We start from the raw sequence: 23,231 nt of genomic DNA, 5'->3' as shown, positions 1-23,231 counted from the left end.
ATAAATAATGTCATGCTATAATTCCTTTATTATGAATAAAATGTTAATTAAATTTGATGATGGCACCCCAATTAGTCTTGAGCAAATGTTATTAGCTAAAGAAAAAAGGGTAGAAAACCAACTAACCGCTATTTCACTTTATAAAAAACCTCTTATATCATTAACGTTAGTCATCCCAGGTCCAATAAAAAGTAGTAGTGGAGCGCATTATCTATTTCAAGAAGCGATCGCCGCGTTACATCAATTTTTTATTAAAAATAATATACCGTTAATTGAAGAGCAACACTATCATGAGTTAACGGGTTCAGAAGCAATTCTTGTGTTAGATTGCGCTATTGAAAAACTGAAACAATACTGCATTGATATCGAAAGCCAACATCCATTAGGTCGTTTGTGGGATATTGATGTGATCGATCCAATAACACAAAAAAGTGTATCTCGCTCGCAATTTGAGCTTGCGCCAAGACAATGTTTAGTTTGTGAGAATATCGCTAAAATATGTGGTCGAACAAAACGACACTCTTTCGATGAAATTTTTGCTGCCATTAAAGAAAAAATAGAAGACTTTCAAAAAAATAATAAAATTTAACATAATGATAAAGTTGAAGAAACAGAATTGTGTTGAGTTGAAATATCACATCATTGTGTAAATTAAACTTTATCATTTTTACTAAAATGTTAAATGGCTGCTAAAGCTTGTTCTAAATCCCCCAACAAATCATTGATATCCTCCAAACCAACAGAGACACGAAGGAGTTGATCGGAAATACCGGCTGTTGTACGTGCTTGAGCACTAATACCTGAATGAGTCATTGTTGCTGGATGACAGATTAAACTTTCAACGCCCCCTAAAGATTGAGCCAGCGTAATAATATTCAGTTCTTTTAAGAATTTAGGCATTACCTCAGGTTCTCCAGCTAATTCAAAACTTAGCAATGAACCAAAACCCTTTTGTTGTCTTTTGGCAATTTCATGACCAAGATTAGACGATAACGAAGGATGATAAACATGAGCGATTTTCGGATGGTTAACTAAAAACTCAACAAGTTTTTGTGCATTGGCTTGTTGTAAAATTACTCGAGCTGCAAGTGTTCTCAAGCCACGTAATAATAGATAACTATCAAATGATGAGGTAAGCGTACCAATATTATTTGCCCACCATAACACATCTGTAGCAAGTTGTTGGTCTTTAAATACTAAAATACCCGCTAAAAGATCGGAATGCCCATTCAGAAATTTAGTACATGAATGACTGACAATATCCGCTCCTAGCTCTAAAGGTTTTTGCAATATAGGGGTCATAAATGTGTTATCGACTAAAACCAGAGCACCAACTTCATGTGCTTGTTGTGATATTTCTTGAATATCAACAACACGAAGTAATGGATTACTTGGCGTCTCAATCAATACTAATTTTGGTCGTAACCTTAAAGCTTCTTTTAATGCAACAGGATCAGATTGATCAACAAATTTTGCTTTAAAATAACCACGTTGACTTAAACTATTAAATAGACGATAGCTGCCACCATAACAATCATGAGGAGCAACCACCAAGTCATCCGGTGTTAACAGCGCTACACTGACAAGATGAATGGCAGACATACCACAGTTAGTAAGAATCGCATCCGAACCACCTTCCAACTTAGCGACCGTTTCCTCAACAAATCGTCTACTAGGATTTGCTTTGCGTGCATAATCAAATTCTCTCGGTGTTGCAAACTCTTGATAACGGTAACACGTTGACGGTGTAATGACAGGAACCACGCTCCCATATTGATCATCGGTATTGATTCCACCTCGGACAGCAATAGTGCCTTGACTTAAATTTTTTGATTGGCTAGCCATAATAACATCCCTAGATAATACTATATTTATTTTAATAATTTACTTGTATAAGAATAACACAACCATTCAAGACGTCAACATGTCTAGACGTCTAACTATCTCGATGTATAGATTGCAGCAAAATAAAAAAAAAGTTAAAATTAACCCTATAAATTGTGATGTAATTTGGTGAAAAATATGATGGAATGGAATGGCCAATACATAAGTCCCTATGCTGAGCATGGAAAAAAAAGTGAGCAAGTAAAAAAAATTACTGTATCCATACCTTTAAAGGTATTAAAAATATTGACTGATGAACGTACGCGTCGACAAGTGAATAATTTACGCCATGCAACAAATAGTGAACTGTTATGCGAAGCATTTCTTCATGCTTACACTGGTCAACCGCTACCTTGCGATGAAGACTTACAGAAAGATCGTGAAGATGGCATCCCTAGCCAAGCTAAGGAAATGATGCGTAATTTAGGTATCGATCCCGATTTAATTGATGAATAACTGTCATTTATATTTTTATTGAAGAATAATATCATCAATTAAGATAAAAAAATAAAAAAGGCGCATAATGCGCCTTTTTTAATAATTACTCTGTAATTTACGGAAAATTATTTTTTACCGCCAACCATAGCAAAACGTTGTTTAAATTTATCTACACGTCCGCCAGTTGCAACATCACGTTGTTTACCTGTATAGAACGGGTGACATTCACCACATACGTCAAGATGAATATCATGACCAATTGTTGAATGAGTATTAATAACATTACCGCAAGAACAAGTTGCTTTAATTGCTTTATATTCTGGGTGGATACCTTCTTTCATAATAAACCTCTAAAGTTTGTTCGTATCGCTATATAAATGGCCATAAAAGCAAAATCTATACACCATACGAGTGTTAAAAAACATGATAAGGTCGCGAATTATACGCCTTAAACGGTAAATAATCAAGTTATAAAAAAGATCAATCAAACTGGTAACTGCCCTATTACCACCTGCAATTCAATCTTTTCTCCATTTCGTAATACGATAATGGGGATGGTTCGTCCCGGTTTCAACTCTGCAATCTGATCCATCGTTTCAACAATTGATTTAACCGGTTTACCATCAACCATAATCAAAATATCATTAGGCTGTACACCTGCTTGTAAGGAAGGACCTTCAGCATTGGTCACTAAAATACCTAACACAACTGGTATATCACTTGGATTTTGTGTTGGCGCAAACTCTAACCCATCAATACCAATATAACCACGAATAACTTTACCATACTGAATTAATTTCTTCATAATTTTAACGGCCAAAGATGTTGGAATAGCAAATCCAATGCCTTCTGGAATTTCATTTCCCATATTTTTTGCAAACGTCAGAGTATTAATCCCCATTAATTCGCCTTTTGTATTAACCAAAGCACCACCTGAATTACCATGATTAATTGAAGCATCTGTTTGAATAAAATTCTGTCTTCTATATGGGCTTAATCCATCTCGACCTGTTGCACTAATGATCCCTTGAGTGATAGTTTGCCCAATATTATAAGGATTACCAATTGCTAAAACGACATCGCCAATTTTGGGTTCGCGTTGGGAATTGATGTGAATCGTTGGAATATTAGTCGCTTCAATTTTTAAAACGGCAATATCAACCAATTTGTCAGAACCAACAGTCAAAGCTTCAAATATTCGACCATCTTGTAAAGCAACAATAATTTGTTCTGCTCCGTCTACCACATGATAATTAGTAATAATATAACCATGTTTGCTCATTATAACCCCTGAACCTAATGGCGTGATTGCGCTATCTTGTGATCGATTTGGCACGGAGCTAATTGAACGACTATAGATATTCACTACTGCTGGAGCAGCAGTTTTAACCGCATATGAATAACTCATAGGGTCATTATTAAAAATGAAGTTTGGAAAATTTGATTGAGTTCCATTACGTAGCGATGGAAAAATAATCAACAATACGATAGCTAAAACAGAACCAATCAATATTGGCCATAGGATTTTTTTAAGCATTAGAATGATTACTAGAGTAGCAGTAGAATAGATATGATTTTAACATATCTAATTAACAGTTAATATTTATGTTTTTCGCCGATAGAAACTATCGGCGAAATCACATAAAACAATGCATTATCGTAAAATAAGATAGAGTTGGCTATCACCACGTACAATATTTAACGCAATTGCTGATGGTTTACTATCGATAATTTTACGTAAATCAGCAATATTGGTAATCCTTTGTTTATTTACACCCGTGATAAGATCACCTTTTTGTAAACTTAATCGAGATGCTGGCGAATTTTTAGCAACACCTTCAATTAAAACGCCTTTTTGTCCTTTGACATTGCCATTACTTAATGTTGCGCCGTCAAGAGCTGGGTGTAATGATTTTGCTTCGGTAGCAGACTCATCACTATTTTTTAATTTGACATTGACTGTCATTGTTTTACCATCACGAATGATACCTAACTGTACAGTTCTGCCCGCACCAGTAGTAGCAATTTTAGCTCGCAATTCTGCAAAACTATCGACTGGCTTACCATCCATTGAAACAATCACATCACCAGATTTAATACCAGCTGCTTTAGCGGCAGAGTCGTCAAGCACCTCACTCACAAAAGCACCTTTTTGCACATCTAAATCAAATGCTTTGGCAATATCAGAGGTTAACTCATTACCTTTAATACCAAGTACACCACGTTTAACTTCTCCATATTCAATCAGTTGAGAAGTTAAATTTTTCACCATATTACTCGGTATAGCAAAACCGATACCGACGTTACCACCACTAGGTGCAATAATAGCCGTATTAATCCCCACTAATTCACCATTTAAATTAACTAAAGCACCACCTGAATTACCTCGATTGATTGAAGCATCCGTTTGAATAAAATTTTCAAAGCCATTCATATTAAGTCCACTACGAGCTAGCGCAGAAATAATACCAGATGTAACAGTTTGTCCAATTCCAAATGGATTACCAATAGCAACAACATAATCACCAACACGTAATTTGTCCGAATCAGCTAAAGTAATGGCCGTTAATTTCTTAGCCTCTTCAACTTTAAGCAATGCAATATCACTTTGAGGATCTTTACCTATTAATTTAGCAGCATATTCATGCCCATCATTTAAACAAACAGTGATTTTATCTGCATTTTCGATAACATGATTATTGGTAACAATATACCCTTTTTCACTGTCAATAATAACGCCTGAGCCTTGCCCTGAAAACGCTCTTGATTGACTATCAGGATACCCAAAAAATCGCTTAAATTCTTCAGGAATATTGGTTTGCATTTGAGCAGTTCCTTCAACCTTAATGCTAACCACCGAAGGCAATACTGTCTCTAACATTGATGCTAAGCTAGGTTGTTGCTGACTATTTTCACTAGTTGGAAATGAAGGAAAAACAGCAAAGGCATTAGGTAAGGTAGATAATGAAAGACTTAAGCCTAACACAATTAAACTAAGTAATTTTTTGGGTTTTAGTAAAGAATTATTAATCATAAAACTCTCTCATCCTTAAAAAATTTAATATTTACCACAACATTTCACCAGATAATTCTAGTGCAAAAAACTAAGATTTATTAGGATTTATTTTCGTCAGTTTTGAATAAACCGGAAGGGTCATCAGAATAATCTTTTGGTTGTTTTTTTAGAGTGAATGTTTTTTTTATACTCGTATCATTGCTCGAATCTAGAGCCATAACTGGCATATCATTTTCTGAAGTAAATTTTCCTGAATTTTCAGCCATATGTTGATAAAGACGACGAAAATCATTAGCCATGTTATCTAAAATTTCAGCGCTATGTGAAAAATATTTACTAATTGTCTGTTTTTGGATTTTTAACTGCTCTTGAGTTTCCTCAAGTTGGCGTTTTACTTGTGCAAATTTACGCCCTTTTGCACTAAACACATTCGTCAAAATAATACCTAAAACAAAACCAATTACTAAGCCAATAACAAGATAAATCATCATCTGTTTATCCATATTTCACTCCTTGTATCTTTCGTTGTATAACTTTTTACACTATTGTTCAATAGTTTTACTTATTTTGCATGGTTAGCAAGTTTAATCAATTGTTTTTTCAGTTTATCTGGAGCACTTTCTGCCAAAGCAGACAAATAAGTAGCACTTTGAGGACTTAAAGCTCGCGCAATTGTAACACTTTTTGATGAATCATTGATCATTTTTGAATGTTGACTGGAAAGGTCTGGATTAATTTTATATTGAATTGAAGATAGGGATGGTAATATCTGTTTTCTAATTTCAGATAACAAATTACTTTGCTCGTATCTTAATCTGGTTAACCAACTGGCTGAGCTTACTTCAAGGACAAGAATACCTTGACGATAATTAGCAATTCTATATTGCTGCCTTAGCAATGTTGGTAATAACTCGTTAATCACATCAGCCAATTTATTTAATGCAAATGTTTTCTCTTTTATCTGGGATAAACAAGTTTGTTGAGACAAAATTGAGGTTAACATCTGTGGCTCATTATAACGCATATTTGATACTTACCTTTATTTCCGAATAAAATAATAGTCAACTAATTACACATGATGCAAAAAATAAGTAGTATTAATTTACCTTATTTAAATCAAAAAGTCTTACTTAAAAAAAACATTTACAGTTTATTATTTTTTTATTGAAAAACAATAGTATCTCACAACTCTATTTTGTCAAAATTTAAATAATAGAATAATCAACTACTGAATTATTCTATTGAATATAAAGGTCGTTTTTTTGATTGTTTTTCGAGATAAAGTTATTATCATCCAGTTTGGAAAAAAAGCCAGCTCTATTAAGAATAATTGGCACTTTGCTTTTACTGGAATGTGCTTTAACTTATAAATGAAAGCCAGTGTGTTGATTGTTAAAAGTGAATTGAGAATCAAAACAAAACTGTTCACATCTTTATTAGCATGGAAGCAATACTTAGTATAAGTTTTACCACTCTTTATTTTTTACACAGTATTATTATTGCGGATAATTTCGAGCTTCCATGATTATCAATTATTTAAAAACATTTTGCTTATACAAATTGAAAGTTTCAGGACGAGTTAATCTAATCTAAAATATTCATCATTCGAAAACATTATGCATCTTAGATTATCACTCTAAAAATTGTTAATAACCGATATGCATCATAATCTGTCGGTACTAAGAATGAGATTGCAACAACGTTACTTTATCTTTCGTTAGTACCAAAAATATTAAAACTCATTATTATTACATTGAAAGCAATCTAAAAATAATCAATCGAATAGGTTGGTGTCTCTTTTGCTTTCATCTTTATTGGTAACAAAAATTATTGTTCAAAAATTTTTTCGTAAGAGTGATACAACTTCAACTCACTAAATCACAGAGAGTTTGTTTTGCACCTTTTTGCATTAAAGAAAGATAATGATGCGTTATTTGTTCTTTAAATAATGAATTATTCGATAAATCTTCACCAAACACCGCATTCAAACTCAATAAAGCATTTACCCTTTCTAAACCATCTTGACTTGAGTTAACAAGCGATTTTAATTCTTTCTGCATTGGATCGCGTACATCAATATCATTCTTATTATCATCCATACCGCTTACATAACGCATCCAACCCGCTACACCTAAAGCAAGCAATGAAAAATCGGAGTTGTTTTTAAGGTGCCAACGCACAGAATCAAGCATTCGTTGTGGTAATTTTTGCGTACCATCCATGGCAATCTGCCAAGTTTTATGTTTAAGGGAAGGGTTACTGAATCGTTCAATAAGTTGATTAGCATATTGTGATAGATTGACGTGTGAAGGTACATGAAGTGTGGGGGCTTGTTGTTGCATCATCAGTGCAAGTGTTATTTTTTTATAATTGGCGTCATTCATACAATCATTAATATGTTCGTACCCTGCTAGATAACCTAAATAAGCCAAAAAAGAGTGACTGCCATTTAGCATACGTAATTTCATCTCTTCATAAGGTACCACATCATTGACAAATTCGGCACCAACTTCATCCCAATTAGGGCGACTGGTAACAAAATTATCTTCAATAACCCATTGAATGAAAGGTTCACAAGCAATACCACATGGATCAAACATGCCACCTAATACATTTTGAATATCAGTTAATGTCTCCGGTGTTGCCGCAGGTACAATACGGTCAACCATGGTACATGGAAAAGTGGCATTCGTCTCAATCCACTCTGCTAATTTTACATCTCGTGCTTTTGCCAAACCTAATATCGCTTTTTTTAATACTGCCCCATTTTCTGGAATATTATCGCAGGATAACACCGTAAATGATTTGAGTCCTCTTTGCATTCTTCTATAAAGAGCTTCGACAATAACACCTGGAGCAGATCTCGGTTTGGATGGATTAGCTAAATCAAATTTAATTAATGGATTCTCTAAATCTAAATCACCACCACCTGGTAGCATGCAATACCCTTTCTCAGTTATGGTTAAAGACACAATCTCTACCACACTATCGGCCATTTTTTCTAAAATTGCATCAATGCCGTCAGTAGATGCCAAAAACGACTCTTTTACACTACCAACAATAAACGCTTGGGTTGTCGTAGTTCCTTTTTCTAATACGGTGTACAAATGATCTTGCTGACGAATATCTTCAATTAATTCCTCACCACCCAAAATATTAACTTCACAAATTCCCCAGTCACTTACGCCCTTATTCAGTAAGCGATCGGTAAACAATGCTTGATGCGCTCGATGAAACGCACCAAATCCTAAGTGGACTATGCGTGAAATCATTTTTTTTCTGTCATATGAAGGCTTATGTTCGATTGATTCTGGGACTTTGGATAAATTTAACATTTTATTCACCGTAATTAACAATTTAAATACTTTATTGGTTGGACATATTTTCACTTGTAGATAAAATTTTCATCTTTAATTTTCAAATATGTGATCATAATCACATATTTTGGTTTATTTAATAGGCACCTTTTCGAAACTATTTATAATACGAATGCATATTGGCATACCAATTATAAAAATAAACGTATTTTAAATCATCAGTGGCTTATAGTACTTATGACAAATCGCTTATAATTGACGTTATTTAACCGAAATTAGAATGAGGATTAAAATAATGCCAACAATTAATCGGCTCTATCAACAAATTGGTAATGAGCTGAAATCATTATTAAAAAGTGGTATTTATAAAATTGGTGAACGATTACCACCTGAGCGCGATATTGCTGATGCATTTAATGTAAGCCGAACAGTAGTGCGTGAAGCGCTAATTATGCTAGAACTTGAAAATCTGGTTACAGTAAAAAAAGGTTCTGGTGTATATGTAATTGGTTTACCAAGTGAAATTTCATCTGAACAAGATAAAAACATAGAAGAAGAGGATTTTGGACCATTTGAACTATTACAAGCAAGACAACTTATTGAAAGTAACATTGCCGCTTTTGCCGCTTCACAAATATTGAAATCCGATATCATCGAGTTAAGAGCAATTTTAAAGCAAGAACGCCAAATTTTAGAACAAGGTATTCTTGATGATTATAGTGCTGATGAGATGTTTCATATTGCCATTGCCAAAGCAACAAAAAACTCAATACTTGAAAGTTTATTAAATGATTTATGGCAAAAACGTTCGGCCAGCAAAATGTGGAATCAATTACACAGTCGCATTACCGATCATAGTTACCGAAAAAAATGGCTTTACGATCATGAAAGAATTCTGCAAGCATTACAGGTAAAAGATGCAATAGGTGCACGCCATGCTATGTGGCAACATTTAGAAAATGTTAAACAAACATTAATGACAGTTTCTGATAGTGAAGATCCAAATTTTGATGGTTATTTATTTGATTCTATTCCGGTTAGCATTGTTAACCCATAGACAATAAAAAATCAGCATTGTTTATAGATCTTTTCGTATAGAAAATTAAACAAATAAAAATCATTGAGGAGATTTATATGGAACAAACAATGCGTTGGTTTGGACCAAATGATCCAGTATCACTAGATGATATCAAACAAGCAGGAGCAACTGGAATTGTGACAGCTTTGCACCATATTCCAAATGGTGAAATATGGACAGTTGAAGAAATACAAAAACGAAAAAAAATTATTGAAGAAAAAGGATTGACGTGGTCTGTTGTTGAAAGTATTCCTGTTCATGAAGAGATCAAAACGCATTCAGGAAATGTTAAACAACATATCGAAAATTACCAACAATCAATTCGTAATCTAGCCGCTTGTGGCATTGATACTGTTTGTTACAATTTTATGCCTGTGTTAGATTGGACTCGTACTGATCTTGCTTATGAGCTACCAGACGGTTCCAAAGCTTTACGTTTTGATCAAACTGCATTTGCAGCATTTGATATTCATATTTTACAAAGACCCAATGCCAAAGAAGATTACTCAAAAGAAGACATCGACTCAGCAAAAATTTATTTTGAGATAATGACTCAAGCAGATAAAGACAAACTTATAGCTAATATCATTGCTGGTTTACCTGGTGCGGAAGAAGGCTACTCTCTTGAGCAATTTAAAGCACATTTGGCGACTTATGATGGTATTGATAAAGCCAAATTGCGCGAAAATTATGCCTACTTTTTGAAAGCAATTGTTCCTGTCGCTGAAGAAGTTGGTGTGGTATTAACTGTGCACCCTGATGATCCTCCTCGACCAATTTTAGGTTTACCGCGTATTGTGTCAACAATCGAAGACATGCAATGGATCAAAGATACCGTTGACAGTATTCACAATGGATTTTGCTTTTGTACAGGTTCATACGGCGTTCGCAATGATAATGATTTGGCGACCATGGCTGAAAAGTTTGCTGACCGAGTTCATTTTATTCACTTACGCGCAACCGTTCGCGAACAAAATCCACTCTCTTTTCACGAAGGTGACCATTTAGGTGGTGATGTGGATATGTATGCGGTAATCAAAGCGCTCGTTACCGAAGAACAGCGCCGTAAAAAAGTAGGAATTCAACGCGCTATACCTGTTCGCCCTGATCATGGGCATCAAATGTTGGATGATCTTAAAAAGCACACCAATCCTGGTTATTCGGGAATAGGTCGTTTACGTGGTTTAGCGGAAATTCGTGGTGTTGAATATGCCATTAAACGGGCATTTTTTGGATAACTTTAATTTTTTCTGTATTAATAAATGCCCATTTTAATGGGTATTTTTTTGCATAATCATAAATAAAGTGTCGTAGATAGGTATTGCATCTAAATAAACATCATTAACTTTCTCCTATTATTGCGTACAATAGAATCATTAATTCACGTCAGGCTCCTACAGTATTTAATAGCGCACCAATAATAATTTTTGGTAGCAATCTAATTTTCTAAATTCATTAGATTCGATAAACAATATTGATAAGTAATGTTTATAAAATTCTTAAGGATATTTTACTTTGTCTATTTTTATAATATTGATGAAAAATTAGTATAACTAATTTACTAGAAATGGCCATCCAAAACAGTTAAATTGATGGTGTAAAAGGAAAATAATGATAAAAAAACGCTAAGTAACATTCTACATATTTGTATCATTAAAGATGATTTGAAAAAAATCGTTAACCTAGGTTTCTAGTTATAAAATGCCAAGAAAATATTACTTTTTTGACTTTTCCTACTGTTCCGCGTTATATTAATAGTGATATTGTCTACATCCATATCGTTAAGCAGTCTTTTCAAAAGCAGTTTAAACATGAGAGGTGTAATATGGGTATCTTAAATAGTATTTTTTCTAAAATATTTCCAAGTGCGCAAGCAGCAGTAGGTAATGTTACTGATGCTGTCAAAAATCAAGTTAATAATATGACAGGTAATAACAAAGATACAACATCTACCGGTCAAGATCAAAACCAACAAAATCAGCAGAATCAACAAAACTCAGGAAACCAAACACCAGCATCAAATGTTGATGTTATGGCAATTCTTGAAAACTTAGCTAAAAAATTTCCTGAAAAACTAAACTGGAAGACATCAATTGTCGATCTTTTAAAACTTTTAGGTTTAGATAACAGTTTGGATGCTCGTAAAAAACTAGCTAAAGAGCTTGATTATACAGGTAGTATGGATGACACAGCTGCCATGAATACATGGCTAATAAAAGCAGTAATGAAAAAAATTGCGGAAAAAGGGGGAAATGTATCTCACCTTTTCTCTTAAAACAAAGAGTTAAAGCATGTTAAATCCACCTTTTATTATAGGTGGATTTTTAATAAAAACGCTATATTAGCGGTCTTGATACTCATCAACCCTATTCACTAGGCTTTAAAAGCATGCAATCGATTCATCGCGGTTTCAATACCATCAGACAACAAAATATCTGTACAACGTACCGATTCATCAATCGCTTTATCAATTAACTCTTGTTCTGCTTTTGAAGGCTTATTTAAAACAAAACCCACAACTTTATTTTTATCGCCGGGATGACCAATACCGATTCTTAAGCGATAAAAATTAGGATTATTACCTAATTTGTTGGCAATATCTTTCAAGCCATTATGCCCGCCATGGCTGCCGCCAAACTTGAATTTAGCAATACCTGGATTGAGATCGAGCTCATCATGCGCAACAAGAATCTCTTCAGGCTTAATCTGATAAAATGTTGCCATAGCTTGTACTGCTTTACCACTTAAATTCATAAAAGTTGTCGGTACCAATAAACGCACATCATGACCAGAAATAGTTATTCTTGAACTGTAACCAAAAAATTTTGGATCATTTTTTAAAGATTGATGATATCGATCCGCCAATTGTTCAACAAACCATGCTCCCGCATTATGGCGAGTTGCCGCATATTCGTTGCCAGGATTGGCTAGCCCTACAATAAGTTTAATAGTTGTCATGATAATTTGATAATAAATGTTGCTAGAAAATATAAGTTGCTATAAGTAAAAAAGCCCCAAAAATGGGGCTGGTAATCATAATACTAAAACAGATTAGTAATGAAACATTGCTGAAATTGATTCTTCGTTACTAATACGACGAATGGCTTCAGCAAGCATACCTGATAAAGTTAATTGGCGCACATTTTTCAATGCTTTAACTTCAGCGGTTAATGGAATTGTGTCACAAACCACAATTTCATCAATAGCACAATTTTTAATATTACTGACTGCTTTTCCTGAAAAAATTGGATGAGTTGCATAGGCAAATACTCTTTTAGCGCCACGAGCCTTTAAGGCATCAGCAGCTTTACAAAGTGTTCCTGCAGTATCAATCATATCATCCACTAAAATACAATCACGATCAGCAACATCACCAATAATATTCATTACTTCAGCTTCATTGGCACGCTGACGACGTTTATCGATAATCGCCATATCAGTATCATTAAGAAGTTTGGCAATTGCACGCGCTCGCACCACACCACCAATATCAGGAGATACCACAATTGGGCGTTCAAAATCACGTTGCAACATATCTTCTAAAATAACTGGGCTACCAAATACATTATCAACAGGCACATCAAAGAAACCTTGAATCTGTTCAGCATGAAGATCAACTGTCAATACTCTATCAACACCAACAGTTGATAAAAAGTCAGCAACCACTTTAGCCGTAATAGGCACACGTGCAGAACGAACTCGACGATCTTGCCTTGCATAACCAAAATAAGGAATAACCGCAGTAATACGACCAGCTGATGCACGACGCATAGCATCAATCATTACCAATAATTCCATTAAGTTATCATTGGTTGGCGCGCAAGTTGATTGTATAATAAAAACATCTTCACCACGGACATTTTCATTAATTTGGACATTTACCTCACCATCACTAAAACGGCTAACTACAATGTCACCAAGAGAAGTATAAAGACGATTAGCTATACGTTTTGCTAGCTCGGGTGTGGCATTACCAGCAAAAAGCTTCATATCAGGCACGAGAAATCCTCAAGCATGTTATAATGATTACTTTATTTGTAATCGGTTAAATCGGAGCCATAATTATATAATTATTTATCTATCATGCTCAACCACAATATAAAAAATTATCAAAAATATTTGATATATATATCAAAATTATTAATTAAAAAAATTTGACCTTAAGATACTTTGGCTCATACCCCAAAATCGAGTAAAATAACGTACAAATCCATTAATTAGTTTTACTAAATTCCACAATCCAAGTAGATAACGTGATGAACGAACAATTAAATAGCAATAACCAAGAAATCAAACCCAAAAGAACGATCCGAAGTTTTGTACTACGACAAGGTCGTTTAACTAAAGGTCAAGAACAAGCATTAAATAATTTATGGCCAATATTTGGCATTGAATACCACTCAAACTCACCAATATGCTTTGATAAAAATAAATCTGTCGTTTTAGAAATTGGATTTGGCATGGGGGCATCATTAGTTAAAATGGCCCAAAATGCACAAGATAAAAACTTTCTAGGTATTGAAGTACACAAACCAGGTGTTGGTGCTTGTTTAATGGCTATTGAAGAAAACCAATTATCGAATTTAAAAGTAATGTGTCATGATGCCGTAGAAGTGCTAGAAAACATGATTCCTGATCATTCATTAGACAAAGTGCAGATCTTCTTTCCCGATCCATGGCATAAAGCAAGACACAACAAACGTCGCATTATTCAACCACAATTTGTACAATTAATTCGGCAAAAATTAAAAATCGGTGGTGTTTTACATTTGGCTACCGACTGGCAAAATTATGCCGAACATATGTTAGAGGTTTTAACTGAAGCTGAAGGTTTTGAAAATTTATCAGCTACAGGTGACTATATTCCACGACCGGATGATCGACCTATCACCAAATTTGAAAAACGTGGTCAAAATTTAGGTCATGGCGTTTGGGATTTACAGTTCATGAAAAAATAGCAATAAAACAAGGAGTCATTATGCAAAATAGAACAATTGATTTAATTTGTCACCGTCGTTCAATTCGGTCTTACCAATCAACGCCATTAACTAACGAACAAATTGAATTACTTGTGCAAGCTGCACAATCGGCTCCAAGTTCTAATTTTCTACAATGCACCACAATAATCAGAATTACTGACAACAAAAATCGCTCAAAACTAGCACATTATGCTGGAGATCAAAACTATATAAATCAAACCTCTGAATTTTGGGTGTTTTGTGCCGATTTTAATCGCCATTTTCAAATCGATCCAACCATTCCCCTTGAAAAAGCCGAACAGCTTTTAGTTGGTTGCATTGATACCGCTCTTATGGCACAAAATACTGTTATTGCGGCTGAATCATTAGGTTTAGGCACGGTTTATATTGGTGGGTTACGCAACAATATCGATAAAGTAACACAATTACTTGCCTTACCCAAATATGTTCTACCGCTTTTTGGACTTTGCATTGGTTACCCTGACCAAAATCCAGATCTTAAACCAAGATTACCAAAAGAATTAGTTTTTTTTGAAAATCACTACCAACCAATTAATCATCAATTATTAGCACAATACGATACTCAGATGCGCCAATACTATGGACATCGACAAACCAATCAAAAAACAAGTGGTTGGAGTGATAAAATTGCAGAAACCCTTATTAAAGGGCAACGAGACTTCATTTTAAATTATTTGCATAAACAAGGATGGGTAACTCAATGAACAACAATCAATACCAATTAGACAAAGTCATTATATTAAGTCGTCACGGTATCCGTACTCCGTTAGAAAACACAATAGCATTGTTAGAACAATCCAGCCCGTTAAAATGGCCTAGCTGGGATCATGCTTATGGTTATTTAACAACGCGAGGAGGCGTATTAGAAGCTTTCTTTGGACATTATCTATCACAATGGCTTGAACAAAAAAACATTAATATTGAACCTCAAAATCCTGATATCTACGTTTATGCAAACAGCCTTCAAAGAACAGTGGCAACAGCTCAATTCTTAGTTAATGGCGCTTTTGCGGGTTATGACATTCCTATCCATCACAAATACACCATTGAAAAAATGGATCCGATTTTTGATCCAAGTGTACAAGATGACTCTACAGAATTAAAACAAGCTGTATTGAGGGATATTGAAGAGGCCGACAAAACCGCATCTATCTTCAAAAATTTAGCGCCCGCTTATCAAATGGTCTCAGATATATTGGACTATCCACATTCACAATTATATGCACGCTATCGATGTGATTTTGCCGATATCCCCTATGAACTCTATTTTAAAAAAAATGAAGAACCTGAGTTACATGGACCACTAGCCATCGGAATTTGTGCCGTTGATGCATTTTTATTACAATATTATTCTGCATTTCCAAAAGATCAGATCGCATGGGGCAAAATAACCCGCCTAGAACAATGGCAACAAATCCTGCAAATTCGTAACCACTATATTGATTTAGTCTTCCATTGCAAGACCATTGCTCAACACATTAGTAAATTATTAATCAATAAGATCGATGATTTACTGCATCACCAATCTCACAAAGTTAATCTACTCGTTGGGCATGATAGTACTATTGCAGCCTTGCTCGGCGCTTTGGATTTTGCACCATACCAGCTTCCAAACCAATGTGAAAATACACCAATCGGCGGGATGGTTATCTTCCAACGCTATCGCCACATTTCTTCAGGTGATTACTTTTTTAGAGCCGAATACGTTTATCAAAGTTTTGAACAACTTTATACTGGGCAGCCAATTGATATTCATAATCCACCACAACATTATCAATTAAAGTTGGAAAATGCTTATATCAACAGTGATGGTTATTATAATTGGGCAGATTTTGCAAAACGTTTAAAGGATAATTAATAGTCATTTAAATTTTTCAATAAGACATCGATTCCACCGACACACATCGGTGGAACACATAATCTTTAACGCAATTATCACAAGAATAATTAACGACTGTTTTCAGATGCTCTATGAGTAATTTACGTAAAAATATTAATCCTATTAAGCTGATAAAATAGATTACTCACTCAGATCCGATCCCATAACATATTGATGCAAAAATCTGCACAACATATCTTCAGAAAACTACTTATTTTTAAAGGGAGATAATATAAAAACAAACTTAATATACGTTTTCACACCGATTCGATACATTTTCAAAAAAAGCTTACTGACCATTTGGATGAAAACCGTTATCTATGACCTAAATCTCATCTTTCAATATCATACTAAAAGATTAAGTACATTCACTGTACACCCATTTTATTTCTATTTTTAAGTGTCATTATTTATATTCATCTAAAGAAGTTAACAAATCAAGCGAATAAGTCATTATTCATAAAATATCGTTATACCCAATAATTGTAATCGATTTCATAAATCACTTTTTTATAATAAATACCAAAATGAAAAAAAATTAAAAATTCATTTTATGTAAGTAAGCATTGCTGTAACCCTTACTCTATTGGCTACTATTGGCTATTATCACCTCAATAAATTAGAAAATAATTATAAAATATATACTGAAACGTCTGCTTAACCTCAAACTTTTTAACAAAAAACTCAAATGTAATCGATTTCATAAAATGTTAACTGGATCACTTTTTTGTAATAAATAAAGTGATAGTATTCATTTTAACCAATAACGTTTTCGATAAATAAAAGTGTAAACGATTTCTAAATGAGGCCAAATCATTTAAAGCTTAACAGAGGAAGTTCATCATGAATCAAAACATTAAGTCATCACTACATAATAAAAACTATTGGGTATTTAGCCTCTACTTTTTTCTTTACTTTTTTATTATGGGAGCATACTGCCCTTTTTTTCCAGTTTGGTTAAAAATGATTGGCCTTGATGAAGCAAGTACAGGATACGTCTTTTCTTTTATTTCGTTATTTGCATTAGTTTTTCAACCTATTTTTGGTTTGATTTCGGATAAATTAGGATTAAAAAAACACCTGCTATGGATTATTACCCTGCTATTAGTATTGTTTGGACCATTTTTTATTTTCGTATTTGGACCACTACTCAAATTTAATGTCACGTTAGGTGCAATTGTGGGTGGATTTTACCTAGGTATGGTCTTTAGTGGTGGGGCTCCAGCTATCGAAGCCTTAGTTGAAAAAATCAGTCGTCGCAGTGGTTTTGAATTTGGTCGCAGTCGTATGTTTGGATGTTTTGGTTGGGCAATTTGTGCATCGTTTGTTGGGATTATGATATCGAAAAACGTCAATGCTGTTTATTGGTTATGTTCTGGATTTGCCCTAATTCTATTAATTTTAGTTAAAATCGCTGATCCGGCAAAAACCTCAACAACTGATGTAGTAGAACAATTGGGATTAAACAAACCTGAACCTTTCAATCTAAAACTGGCGTTAGATTTACTTAGAATGCGTAAGACATGGTTTTTTATGCTTTATATCGTTGGTGTAGCATGTACTTATGATGTATTTGACCAACAATTTGCTAACTTTTTTACTTCCTTTTTTTCAAGTGAGCAATTAGGCCGTGAAGCATTTGGTTACGTTACAACACTTGGCGAATTTTTAAATGCCACAGTAATGTTTTTTGCGCCCATAATTGTAATGAAAATCGGCAGTAAAAATACCTTATTGATTGCAGGCATAATCATGTCAATTCGCATCACTGGTTCAGCTTTTGCTAGTAACGCAGTTGAAGTGGTAATTTTAAAAACATTGCATATGTTTGAAGCACCATTATTATTAGTTGGAGCCTTTAAATATATTACTAAACACTTCCCTATTCGCTTATCAGCAACCGTTTACTTAATCGCATTTTGCTTTGCAAAACAATTATCTATCATGTTTATGTCTACTTTTGCTGGATTGATGTATGTTAATATTGGCTTTGAAGGAGCCTACTTAGTTCTTGGACTCATCGCTTTCAGCTTTACACTGATTTCGTCCTTCACATTATCAGGACGTGGACCATGGGATGTTTTCAAATATAAAAAAAATGAAGAATCCGGTAATTAATTTCGATTCTCTGAACATAATTAACTCAAATTAAGGTATTTAGATGAAAATATTAGTCACTGGCGGTTGTGGATATATCGGTAGCCATACTTGTGTTCAACTCATTCAATCAGGCTATACACCTATTATTATTGATAATTTATTCAATAGTAAAGCCTCAGTATTACAAAGAATACAAACTATCACAGGGAAACCTATTATCTTCTATCAAGGGGATGTGTGTGATGCAAAATTATTAGCAACCATTTTTAAAGAGCACAACATCAAAGCCGTTATTCACTTTGCTGGTTTAAAAGCTGTTGGTGAGTCTGTATACAAACCGCTGGAATACTATGAAAATAATGTGTATGGCAGCATTGTGTTAATGAAAGCGATGCGTGATGCAGGGGTTAAGCAATTGGTATTCAGTTCTTCAGCTACGGTATACGGTGAATTAGCACCCGTTCCTTACGTTGAAACGTTACCGCAAGGATTACCTACTAGCCCATACGGTAAAAGTAAACTTATGGTTGAACAATGCATGATGGATTTAGCCAATGCTGAGCCTGATTGGTCATTAACACTGCTACGTTATTTCAATCCAGTTGGTGCTCATCCTAGTGGTTTAATGGGTGAAGATCCTCTTGGTATTCCAAATAATCTTATGCCATATATTACTCAAGTTGCAGTGGGTAAACGTGAATCTCTGGCTGTGTTTGGTAATGATTATCCAACCGAAGATGGCACTTGTGTTCGCGATTTTATTCACGTTGTGGACTTAGCTGATGGACACATTGCTGCACTTAAAGCTGATCAAAATAGAATTGGAATCCATATTTATAATTTGGGTTCAGGTGTTGGTTACAGTGTTTTGCAAGTAATTAAAGCTTTTGAAAAAGCGTCAGGAAAACCACTTAACTGGCATTTTGCACCTCGCCGTGCTGGTGATTTGCCGGCTTTCTGGGCTGATGCTAACAAAGCCGAACAAATATTAGGTTGGAAAACCAAACTCACCCTTGATGATATGGTAAAAGATTCATGGAATTGGCAATCTAATAATCCACAAGGCTATCCTGATTGAATTGAAGCTCGACAATAATAACAACAAAATCGAATCAAATTAAAGAGGCAAATATGGATATTTTTAACCCAGTAGATCATCCTCATCGTCGTTATAATCCATTAACTAATCAGTGGATACTTGTTTCACCACATAGAGCAAAACGTCCTTGGCAAGGACAACAAGAAGAGTTAAGCGAAGAACAAAAACCGAGTCACGATCCAACTTGTTTTTTGTGTGCAGGAAACAAGCGAATAACCGGTGATATCAATCCCAACTATAAGGGGACTTTCGTCTTTACCAATGATTTTGCTGCATTGATGGAAGATACGCCAATTTCGCCAGATAATAATGATCCGCTATTTCAAATGCAAAGTGCCAGAGGCACAAGTCGCGTTATCTGTTTTTCACCTGATCACAGTAAAACTTTGCCTGAACTCGATTTATCTACCATTGAAAGCATGATCAAAACGTGGATAGGTCAACAACAAGAATTAAGTAAAAAATATCCTTGGGTACAAATATTTGAAAATAAGGGCTCAATCATGGGGTGTTCTAACCCACACCCACATGGACAAATTTGGGCAAACAGCTTTTTACCCAACCAAATTGCGCGTGAAGATCTCAATATGCGCAATTACTATGAAAAATATCACCGAAATCTGTTAGTTGATTATGTAGAAAAAGAACAAATAAAGCGTGAGCGAATTGTCGTTGAAACCAAACATTGGTTGGCCGTGGTCCCTTTTTGGGCAACTTGGCCATTTGAAACATTATTATTACCCAAAATGCATATTCCACAATTAACCTCACTAACAAGCAATCAACAAAGTGATTTAGCAATAGCACTGAAAAAATTAACCAGCCGCTACGATAATTTATTTCGTTGCTCTTTTCCTTATTCAATGGGTTGGCATGGCGCACCATTTATGCAAAATACAACTGATTATTGGCAAGTTCATGCTCACTTTTATCCACCGTTGTTACGTTCAGCAACAATCAAAAAATTTATGGTCGGTTACGAAATGTTAGCCGAAGTACAACGAGATTTAACGCCGGAACAGGCAGCTGAAAGACTGCGTAATGTTAGTGATGTGCATTATAAAGAGATAAAGGATAAATAAATGAAAGAATTAATCAATAAAACTTCGCAAGCATTTGAAGCTAAATTTGGCTATAAACCCGATACGACAATACAAGCGCCAGGTCGCGTAAATTTAATTGGTGAACATACCGATTATAATGACGGATTTGTACTCCCTTGCGCTATTAATTATCAAACAGTAATCAGCTGTCATAAACGTTCAGATAATTTGATTCGGGTCATTGCAGTTGACTACAATAATGAGCAAGACGAATTTTCATTAGATTCCTCAATTGAAAAACATCCAAAATACCAATGGGCTAACTATGTACGTGGCGTAATCAAACATTTAAAAAAATATACTCATAATATACAAGGGGTTGATCTAGCCATTAGTGGTGATGTGCCACAAGGTGCAGGACTTAGTTCATCAGCATCACTTGAAGTTGCCATAGCTAAAATGTTTCAGGTTTTATATAATTTGCCATTAGATGGCACTAAATTAGCGTTGATTGGTCAGGAAGCAGAAAACCAATTTGTTGGTTGTAATTGTGGAATAATGGATCAGCTTATCTCCGCACTAGGGCAAGCACAGCATGCCTTACTGATTGATTGCCGATCATTAGAGGCAATGCCAGTTTCAATACCTAAAGATTTTGCAGTCGTAATTATCAACTCAAATATCAAACGTGGTTTAGTGGACAGCGAATACAACAGTCGTCGTCAACAATGCGAAACAGCCGCTAAAGCCTTTGGTGTCAAAGCGTTACGAGATGTAACTTTAGATGAATTAAAGCAAATTAAAAATAAACTGGATCCTATTGTTTTTAAACGCGCTCGTCACATAATTACCGAAAACGATCGTACCTTAAAAGCAGCTGTAGCACTGGCAAATAGCGACTATAAACTACTATCAAATCTTATGGCACAAAGCCATAACTCTATGCGTGATGATTTTGAAATCACTGTGCCAGCCATTGATTATCTTGTTGAAATCATACACAACAACCTAGGTGAACAAGGTGGCGTACGTATGACAGGTGGAGGTTTTGGGGGATGTGTAGTTGCACTCGTACCAAAAAATAAAGTTGACGATATCAGAGCCGTCGTTAAAAATAATTATGCTAAAAAATTTGGAATCAAAGAAGATTTTTATGTCTGCATACCAAGTAAAGGGGCACACGCTTTATGCTCATAAAACAGATTATAACACTTTCAAACAGACAGGGAATGACAATTAAACTTTCAAACTGGGGAGCAACTTGGCTCTCTTGTCAATTACCCGTTGCCGGACAAAATCGTGAAGTACTACTTGGTTGTAAAAATTTGGAACAATATGCACAACAAAAGGCCTATCTTGGGGCTACCATTGGTCGATATGCTAACCGAATTGCAAACGCAACCATTGAAATTAACGGAATAAACTACTCACTTAGTGCCAATCAAGGAACAAACCAATTGCATGGCGGTAAATTCGGGTTTGATAAACAACTATGGCACATCCAATCTCAATCTGACAAGCAAGTTATATTTACCTTGATATCGCCTGATGGAGATCAAGGATTCCCTGGAGAGCTAAAAGTTGAAGTTACCTATAAACTCACCGATGACAATCAAGTTATTCTCTCTTTTAATGCGATTACCACCAAAACTACCCCTGTAAATCTAACCAATCATGCTTACTTTAATTTAGACGGAGAAACGAGCAAAGATATCCTAAATCACACCTTACAAGTTAATGCTGACTTTTATTTACCGGTTGATCATAGCGGCATACCAAACAGTGATTTAGTGAGTGTTAACCAATATGACATGGATTTACGCAGACCAAAATTCATCGCCGAAAGATTTCTAGAAAGCCCGATAAGACAAATCACTGGCGGTTATGATCATGCTTACTTATTAAATAAATCGCAATCCATTGCCGCTAAACTAATATCAGCCGATAAAAAAGTGAAGATGAATGTGAAAACAACCCTACCCGCACTGCAAATCTATACCGGTAATTTTTTAAAACATACGCCTAACAGGCATAATGGTCAATACAATAATTTTGCAGGAATAGCTTTAGAAGCTCAGTTTTTACCTGATAGCCCTCATCATCCTGACTGGCCACAACCAAGCTGTTATTTAGAACCTCAACAAACTTATCATCATCAAATTTGTTATCAATTTGATATTAAATAGGAATTATTAAAAAACTATTGATTAACTCACATTCTCATCATCAATCACTACTCTTTAATAACACTGTATGAATACAATTATGCAATGAACAAATAATGTTCTCATCCTGTTAAACTGATCACACAATTTTATAAGAGATCTAACACTTTGTGTTTTTTGTAAAAAAGTTTCAGGTTATCGCTACGTTTGAG

Annotated in this window: 22 protein-coding genes; 13 read left to right on the top strand and 9 right to left on the bottom strand. The window is 34.7% G+C overall.

Annotated features, from left to right (window positions below):
* The first annotated feature begins 40 nt into the window (after positions 1-40).
* On the top strand, positions 41-589 hold the full coding sequence (gene citX / locus J3U19_RS00615; RefSeq protein WP_267339572.1) for a citrate lyase holo-[acyl-carrier protein] synthase: 549 nt from the start codon (positions 41-43) through the stop codon (positions 587-589).
* An 89-nt stretch (positions 590-678) separates the two neighbouring features.
* On the opposite strand, the gene metB is transcribed toward citX, so the two are convergent.
* Positions 679-1,845 carry a cystathionine gamma-synthase gene (gene metB / locus J3U19_RS00610; protein WP_267339573.1) on the bottom strand — a complete coding sequence of 389 codons (1,167 nt, stop codon included), beginning with the start codon at positions 1,843-1,845 and terminating at the stop codon, positions 679-681.
* A 177-nt stretch (positions 1,846-2,022) separates the two neighbouring features.
* Here metB and metJ point away from each other — a divergent pair, with 177 nt between their 5' ends.
* Positions 2,023-2,340 (top strand): met regulon transcriptional regulator MetJ, encoded by a 318-nt coding sequence (gene metJ / locus J3U19_RS00605; RefSeq protein WP_267339574.1) that lies wholly within the window; start codon positions 2,023-2,025, stop codon positions 2,338-2,340.
* Positions 2,341-2,447: 107 nt separating this feature from the next.
* On the opposite strand, the gene rpmE is transcribed toward metJ, so the two are convergent.
* The 6 genes from rpmE to J3U19_RS00575 form a co-directional block, all read right to left on the bottom strand.
* Positions 2,448-2,663, bottom strand: coding sequence for a 50S ribosomal protein L31 (rpmE, locus tag J3U19_RS00600; RefSeq protein WP_034883381.1), 216 nt, complete (start codon positions 2,661-2,663; stop codon positions 2,448-2,450).
* A gap of 143 nt (positions 2,664-2,806) precedes the next feature.
* A complete protein-coding gene (gene degS / locus J3U19_RS00595) occupies positions 2,807-3,859 on the bottom strand; it encodes an outer membrane-stress sensor serine endopeptidase DegS (protein ID WP_267339575.1) in 1,053 nt (350 codons plus the stop codon).
* A 117-nt stretch (positions 3,860-3,976) separates the two neighbouring features.
* Positions 3,977-5,356 (bottom strand): Do family serine endopeptidase, encoded by a 1,380-nt coding sequence (locus tag J3U19_RS00590; protein WP_267345179.1) that lies wholly within the window; start codon positions 5,354-5,356, stop codon positions 3,977-3,979.
* 80 nt (positions 5,357-5,436) lie between these two features.
* Positions 5,437-5,841: a YhcB family protein gene (locus J3U19_RS00585; RefSeq protein WP_267339577.1), complete on the bottom strand. Its 405-nt coding sequence runs from the start codon at positions 5,839-5,841 to the stop codon at positions 5,437-5,439.
* A 59-nt stretch (positions 5,842-5,900) separates the two neighbouring features.
* Positions 5,901-6,362, bottom strand: coding sequence for a DUF721 domain-containing protein (locus J3U19_RS00580; RefSeq protein ID WP_267339578.1), 462 nt, complete (start codon positions 6,360-6,362; stop codon positions 5,901-5,903).
* Positions 6,363-7,203: 841 nt separating this feature from the next.
* On the bottom strand, positions 7,204-8,682 hold the full coding sequence (locus J3U19_RS00575; RefSeq protein ID WP_416380316.1) for a mannitol dehydrogenase family protein: 1,479 nt from the start codon (positions 8,680-8,682) through the stop codon (positions 7,204-7,206).
* Between the two features lie 268 nt (positions 8,683-8,950).
* On the opposite strand from J3U19_RS00575, the gene J3U19_RS00570 reads away from it, so the two are divergent.
* The 3 genes from J3U19_RS00570 (at position 8,951) to J3U19_RS00560 (ending at position 12,008) form a co-directional block, all read left to right on the top strand.
* Positions 8,951-9,712 carry a GntR family transcriptional regulator gene (locus tag J3U19_RS00570; protein WP_267345177.1) on the top strand — a complete coding sequence of 254 codons (762 nt, stop codon included), beginning with the start codon at positions 8,951-8,953 and terminating at the stop codon, positions 9,710-9,712.
* 77 nt (positions 9,713-9,789) lie between these two features.
* Complete coding sequence (uxuA, locus tag J3U19_RS00565; protein WP_267339581.1) at positions 9,790-10,971, top strand: mannonate dehydratase; 1,182 nt, start codon at positions 9,790-9,792, stop codon at positions 10,969-10,971.
* A gap of 587 nt (positions 10,972-11,558) precedes the next feature.
* Positions 11,559-12,008 (top strand): DUF3597 domain-containing protein, encoded by a 450-nt coding sequence (locus J3U19_RS00560; RefSeq protein ID WP_267339582.1) that lies wholly within the window; start codon positions 11,559-11,561, stop codon positions 12,006-12,008.
* A gap of 98 nt (positions 12,009-12,106) precedes the next feature.
* Here the strand turns inward: J3U19_RS00560 and pth are convergent, their stop codons facing one another.
* Both pth and J3U19_RS00550 read right to left on the bottom strand, forming a co-directional pair.
* A complete protein-coding gene (pth, locus tag J3U19_RS00555; RefSeq protein WP_324123783.1) occupies positions 12,107-12,691 on the bottom strand; it encodes an aminoacyl-tRNA hydrolase in 585 nt (194 codons plus the stop codon).
* Between the two features lie 93 nt (positions 12,692-12,784).
* A complete protein-coding gene (locus J3U19_RS00550) occupies positions 12,785-13,732 on the bottom strand; it encodes a ribose-phosphate pyrophosphokinase (RefSeq protein ID WP_267339583.1) in 948 nt (315 codons plus the stop codon).
* 257 nt (positions 13,733-13,989) lie between these two features.
* Here J3U19_RS00550 and trmB point away from each other — a divergent pair, with 257 nt between their 5' ends.
* The 8 genes from trmB (at position 13,990) to galM (ending at position 23,040) form a co-directional block, all read left to right on the top strand.
* Positions 13,990-14,691 (top strand): tRNA (guanosine(46)-N7)-methyltransferase TrmB, encoded by a 702-nt coding sequence (trmB, locus tag J3U19_RS00545; protein ID WP_267339584.1) that lies wholly within the window; start codon positions 13,990-13,992, stop codon positions 14,689-14,691.
* Positions 14,692-14,711: 20 nt separating this feature from the next.
* Complete coding sequence (gene nfsA / locus J3U19_RS00540; RefSeq protein WP_267345175.1) at positions 14,712-15,437, top strand: oxygen-insensitive NADPH nitroreductase; 726 nt, start codon at positions 14,712-14,714, stop codon at positions 15,435-15,437.
* Positions 15,434-16,591 (top strand): histidine-type phosphatase, encoded by a 1,158-nt coding sequence (locus J3U19_RS00535; RefSeq protein ID WP_267345173.1) that lies wholly within the window; start codon positions 15,434-15,436, stop codon positions 16,589-16,591. The genes nfsA and J3U19_RS00535 overlap by 4 nt, the downstream gene beginning before the upstream one ends.
* An 864-nt stretch (positions 16,592-17,455) precedes the next feature.
* Positions 17,456-18,730: an MFS transporter gene (locus tag J3U19_RS00530; RefSeq protein WP_267339587.1), complete on the top strand. Its 1,275-nt coding sequence runs from the start codon at positions 17,456-17,458 to the stop codon at positions 18,728-18,730.
* Positions 18,731-18,773: 43 nt separating this feature from the next.
* Positions 18,774-19,790: a UDP-glucose 4-epimerase GalE gene (galE, locus tag J3U19_RS00525; RefSeq protein ID WP_267339588.1), complete on the top strand. Its 1,017-nt coding sequence runs from the start codon at positions 18,774-18,776 to the stop codon at positions 19,788-19,790.
* 53 nt (positions 19,791-19,843) lie between these two features.
* Positions 19,844-20,893: a galactose-1-phosphate uridylyltransferase gene (galT, locus tag J3U19_RS00520; protein WP_267339589.1), complete on the top strand. Its 1,050-nt coding sequence runs from the start codon at positions 19,844-19,846 to the stop codon at positions 20,891-20,893.
* Complete coding sequence (gene galK / locus J3U19_RS00515) at positions 20,894-22,051, top strand: galactokinase (protein WP_267345171.1); 1,158 nt, start codon at positions 20,894-20,896, stop codon at positions 22,049-22,051.
* Positions 22,042-23,040: a galactose-1-epimerase gene (gene galM, locus J3U19_RS00510; RefSeq protein ID WP_267345169.1), complete on the top strand. Its 999-nt coding sequence runs from the start codon at positions 22,042-22,044 to the stop codon at positions 23,038-23,040. Before galK ends, galM begins: the two co-directional genes overlap by 10 nt.
* Positions 23,041-23,231 lie beyond the last annotated feature (191 nt).

Origin of the sequence: Gilliamella sp. B2828 (assembly GCF_026537125.1) — a bacterium.
Lineage (GTDB): Bacteria > Pseudomonadota > Gammaproteobacteria > Enterobacterales > Orbaceae > Gilliamella.
Note: the sequence above shows the minus strand (reverse complement) of the source record. Positions and strands in the feature narration are given on the sequence as shown.

Excerpts from the sequence above, each read along its gene's own strand:
- J3U19_RS00530 (WP_267339587.1), top strand. The coding sequence starts at position 17,456 with ATGAATCAAAACATTAAGTCATCACTACATAATAAAAACTATTGGGTA.
- J3U19_RS00590 (WP_267345179.1), bottom strand. The coding sequence starts at position 5,356 with ATGATTAATAATTCTTTACTAAAACCCAAAAAATTACTTAGTTTAATT.
- rpmE (WP_034883381.1), bottom strand. The coding sequence starts at position 2,663 with ATGAAAGAAGGTATCCACCCAGAATATAAAGCAATTAAAGCAACTTGT.
- J3U19_RS00580 (WP_267339578.1), bottom strand. The coding sequence starts at position 6,362 with ATGCGTTATAATGAGCCACAGATGTTAACCTCAATTTTGTCTCAACAA.
- nfsA (WP_267345175.1), top strand. The coding sequence starts at position 14,712 with ATGCAAAATAGAACAATTGATTTAATTTGTCACCGTCGTTCAATTCGG.
- uxuA (WP_267339581.1), top strand. The coding sequence starts at position 9,790 with ATGGAACAAACAATGCGTTGGTTTGGACCAAATGATCCAGTATCACTA.
- galK (WP_267345171.1), top strand. The coding sequence starts at position 20,894 with ATGAAAGAATTAATCAATAAAACTTCGCAAGCATTTGAAGCTAAATTT.
- metJ (WP_267339574.1), top strand. The coding sequence starts at position 2,023 with ATGATGGAATGGAATGGCCAATACATAAGTCCCTATGCTGAGCATGGA.
- pth (WP_324123783.1), bottom strand. The coding sequence starts at position 12,691 with ATGACAACTATTAAACTTATTGTAGGGCTAGCCAATCCTGGCAACGAA.
- galT (WP_267339589.1), top strand. The coding sequence starts at position 19,844 with ATGGATATTTTTAACCCAGTAGATCATCCTCATCGTCGTTATAATCCA.
- galM (WP_267345169.1), top strand. The coding sequence starts at position 22,042 with ATGCTCATAAAACAGATTATAACACTTTCAAACAGACAGGGAATGACA.
- metB (WP_267339573.1), bottom strand. The coding sequence starts at position 1,845 with ATGGCTAGCCAATCAAAAAATTTAAGTCAAGGCACTATTGCTGTCCGA.
- citX (WP_267339572.1), top strand. The coding sequence starts at position 41 with ATGTTAATTAAATTTGATGATGGCACCCCAATTAGTCTTGAGCAAATG.
- galE (WP_267339588.1), top strand. The coding sequence starts at position 18,774 with ATGAAAATATTAGTCACTGGCGGTTGTGGATATATCGGTAGCCATACT.
- J3U19_RS00570 (WP_267345177.1), top strand. The coding sequence starts at position 8,951 with ATGCCAACAATTAATCGGCTCTATCAACAAATTGGTAATGAGCTGAAA.
- J3U19_RS00585 (WP_267339577.1), bottom strand. The coding sequence starts at position 5,841 with ATGGATAAACAGATGATGATTTATCTTGTTATTGGCTTAGTAATTGGT.
- J3U19_RS00535 (WP_267345173.1), top strand. The coding sequence starts at position 15,434 with ATGAACAACAATCAATACCAATTAGACAAAGTCATTATATTAAGTCGT.
- J3U19_RS00560 (WP_267339582.1), top strand. The coding sequence starts at position 11,559 with ATGGGTATCTTAAATAGTATTTTTTCTAAAATATTTCCAAGTGCGCAA.
- degS (WP_267339575.1), bottom strand. The coding sequence starts at position 3,859 with ATGCTTAAAAAAATCCTATGGCCAATATTGATTGGTTCTGTTTTAGCT.
- trmB (WP_267339584.1), top strand. The coding sequence starts at position 13,990 with ATGAACGAACAATTAAATAGCAATAACCAAGAAATCAAACCCAAAAGA.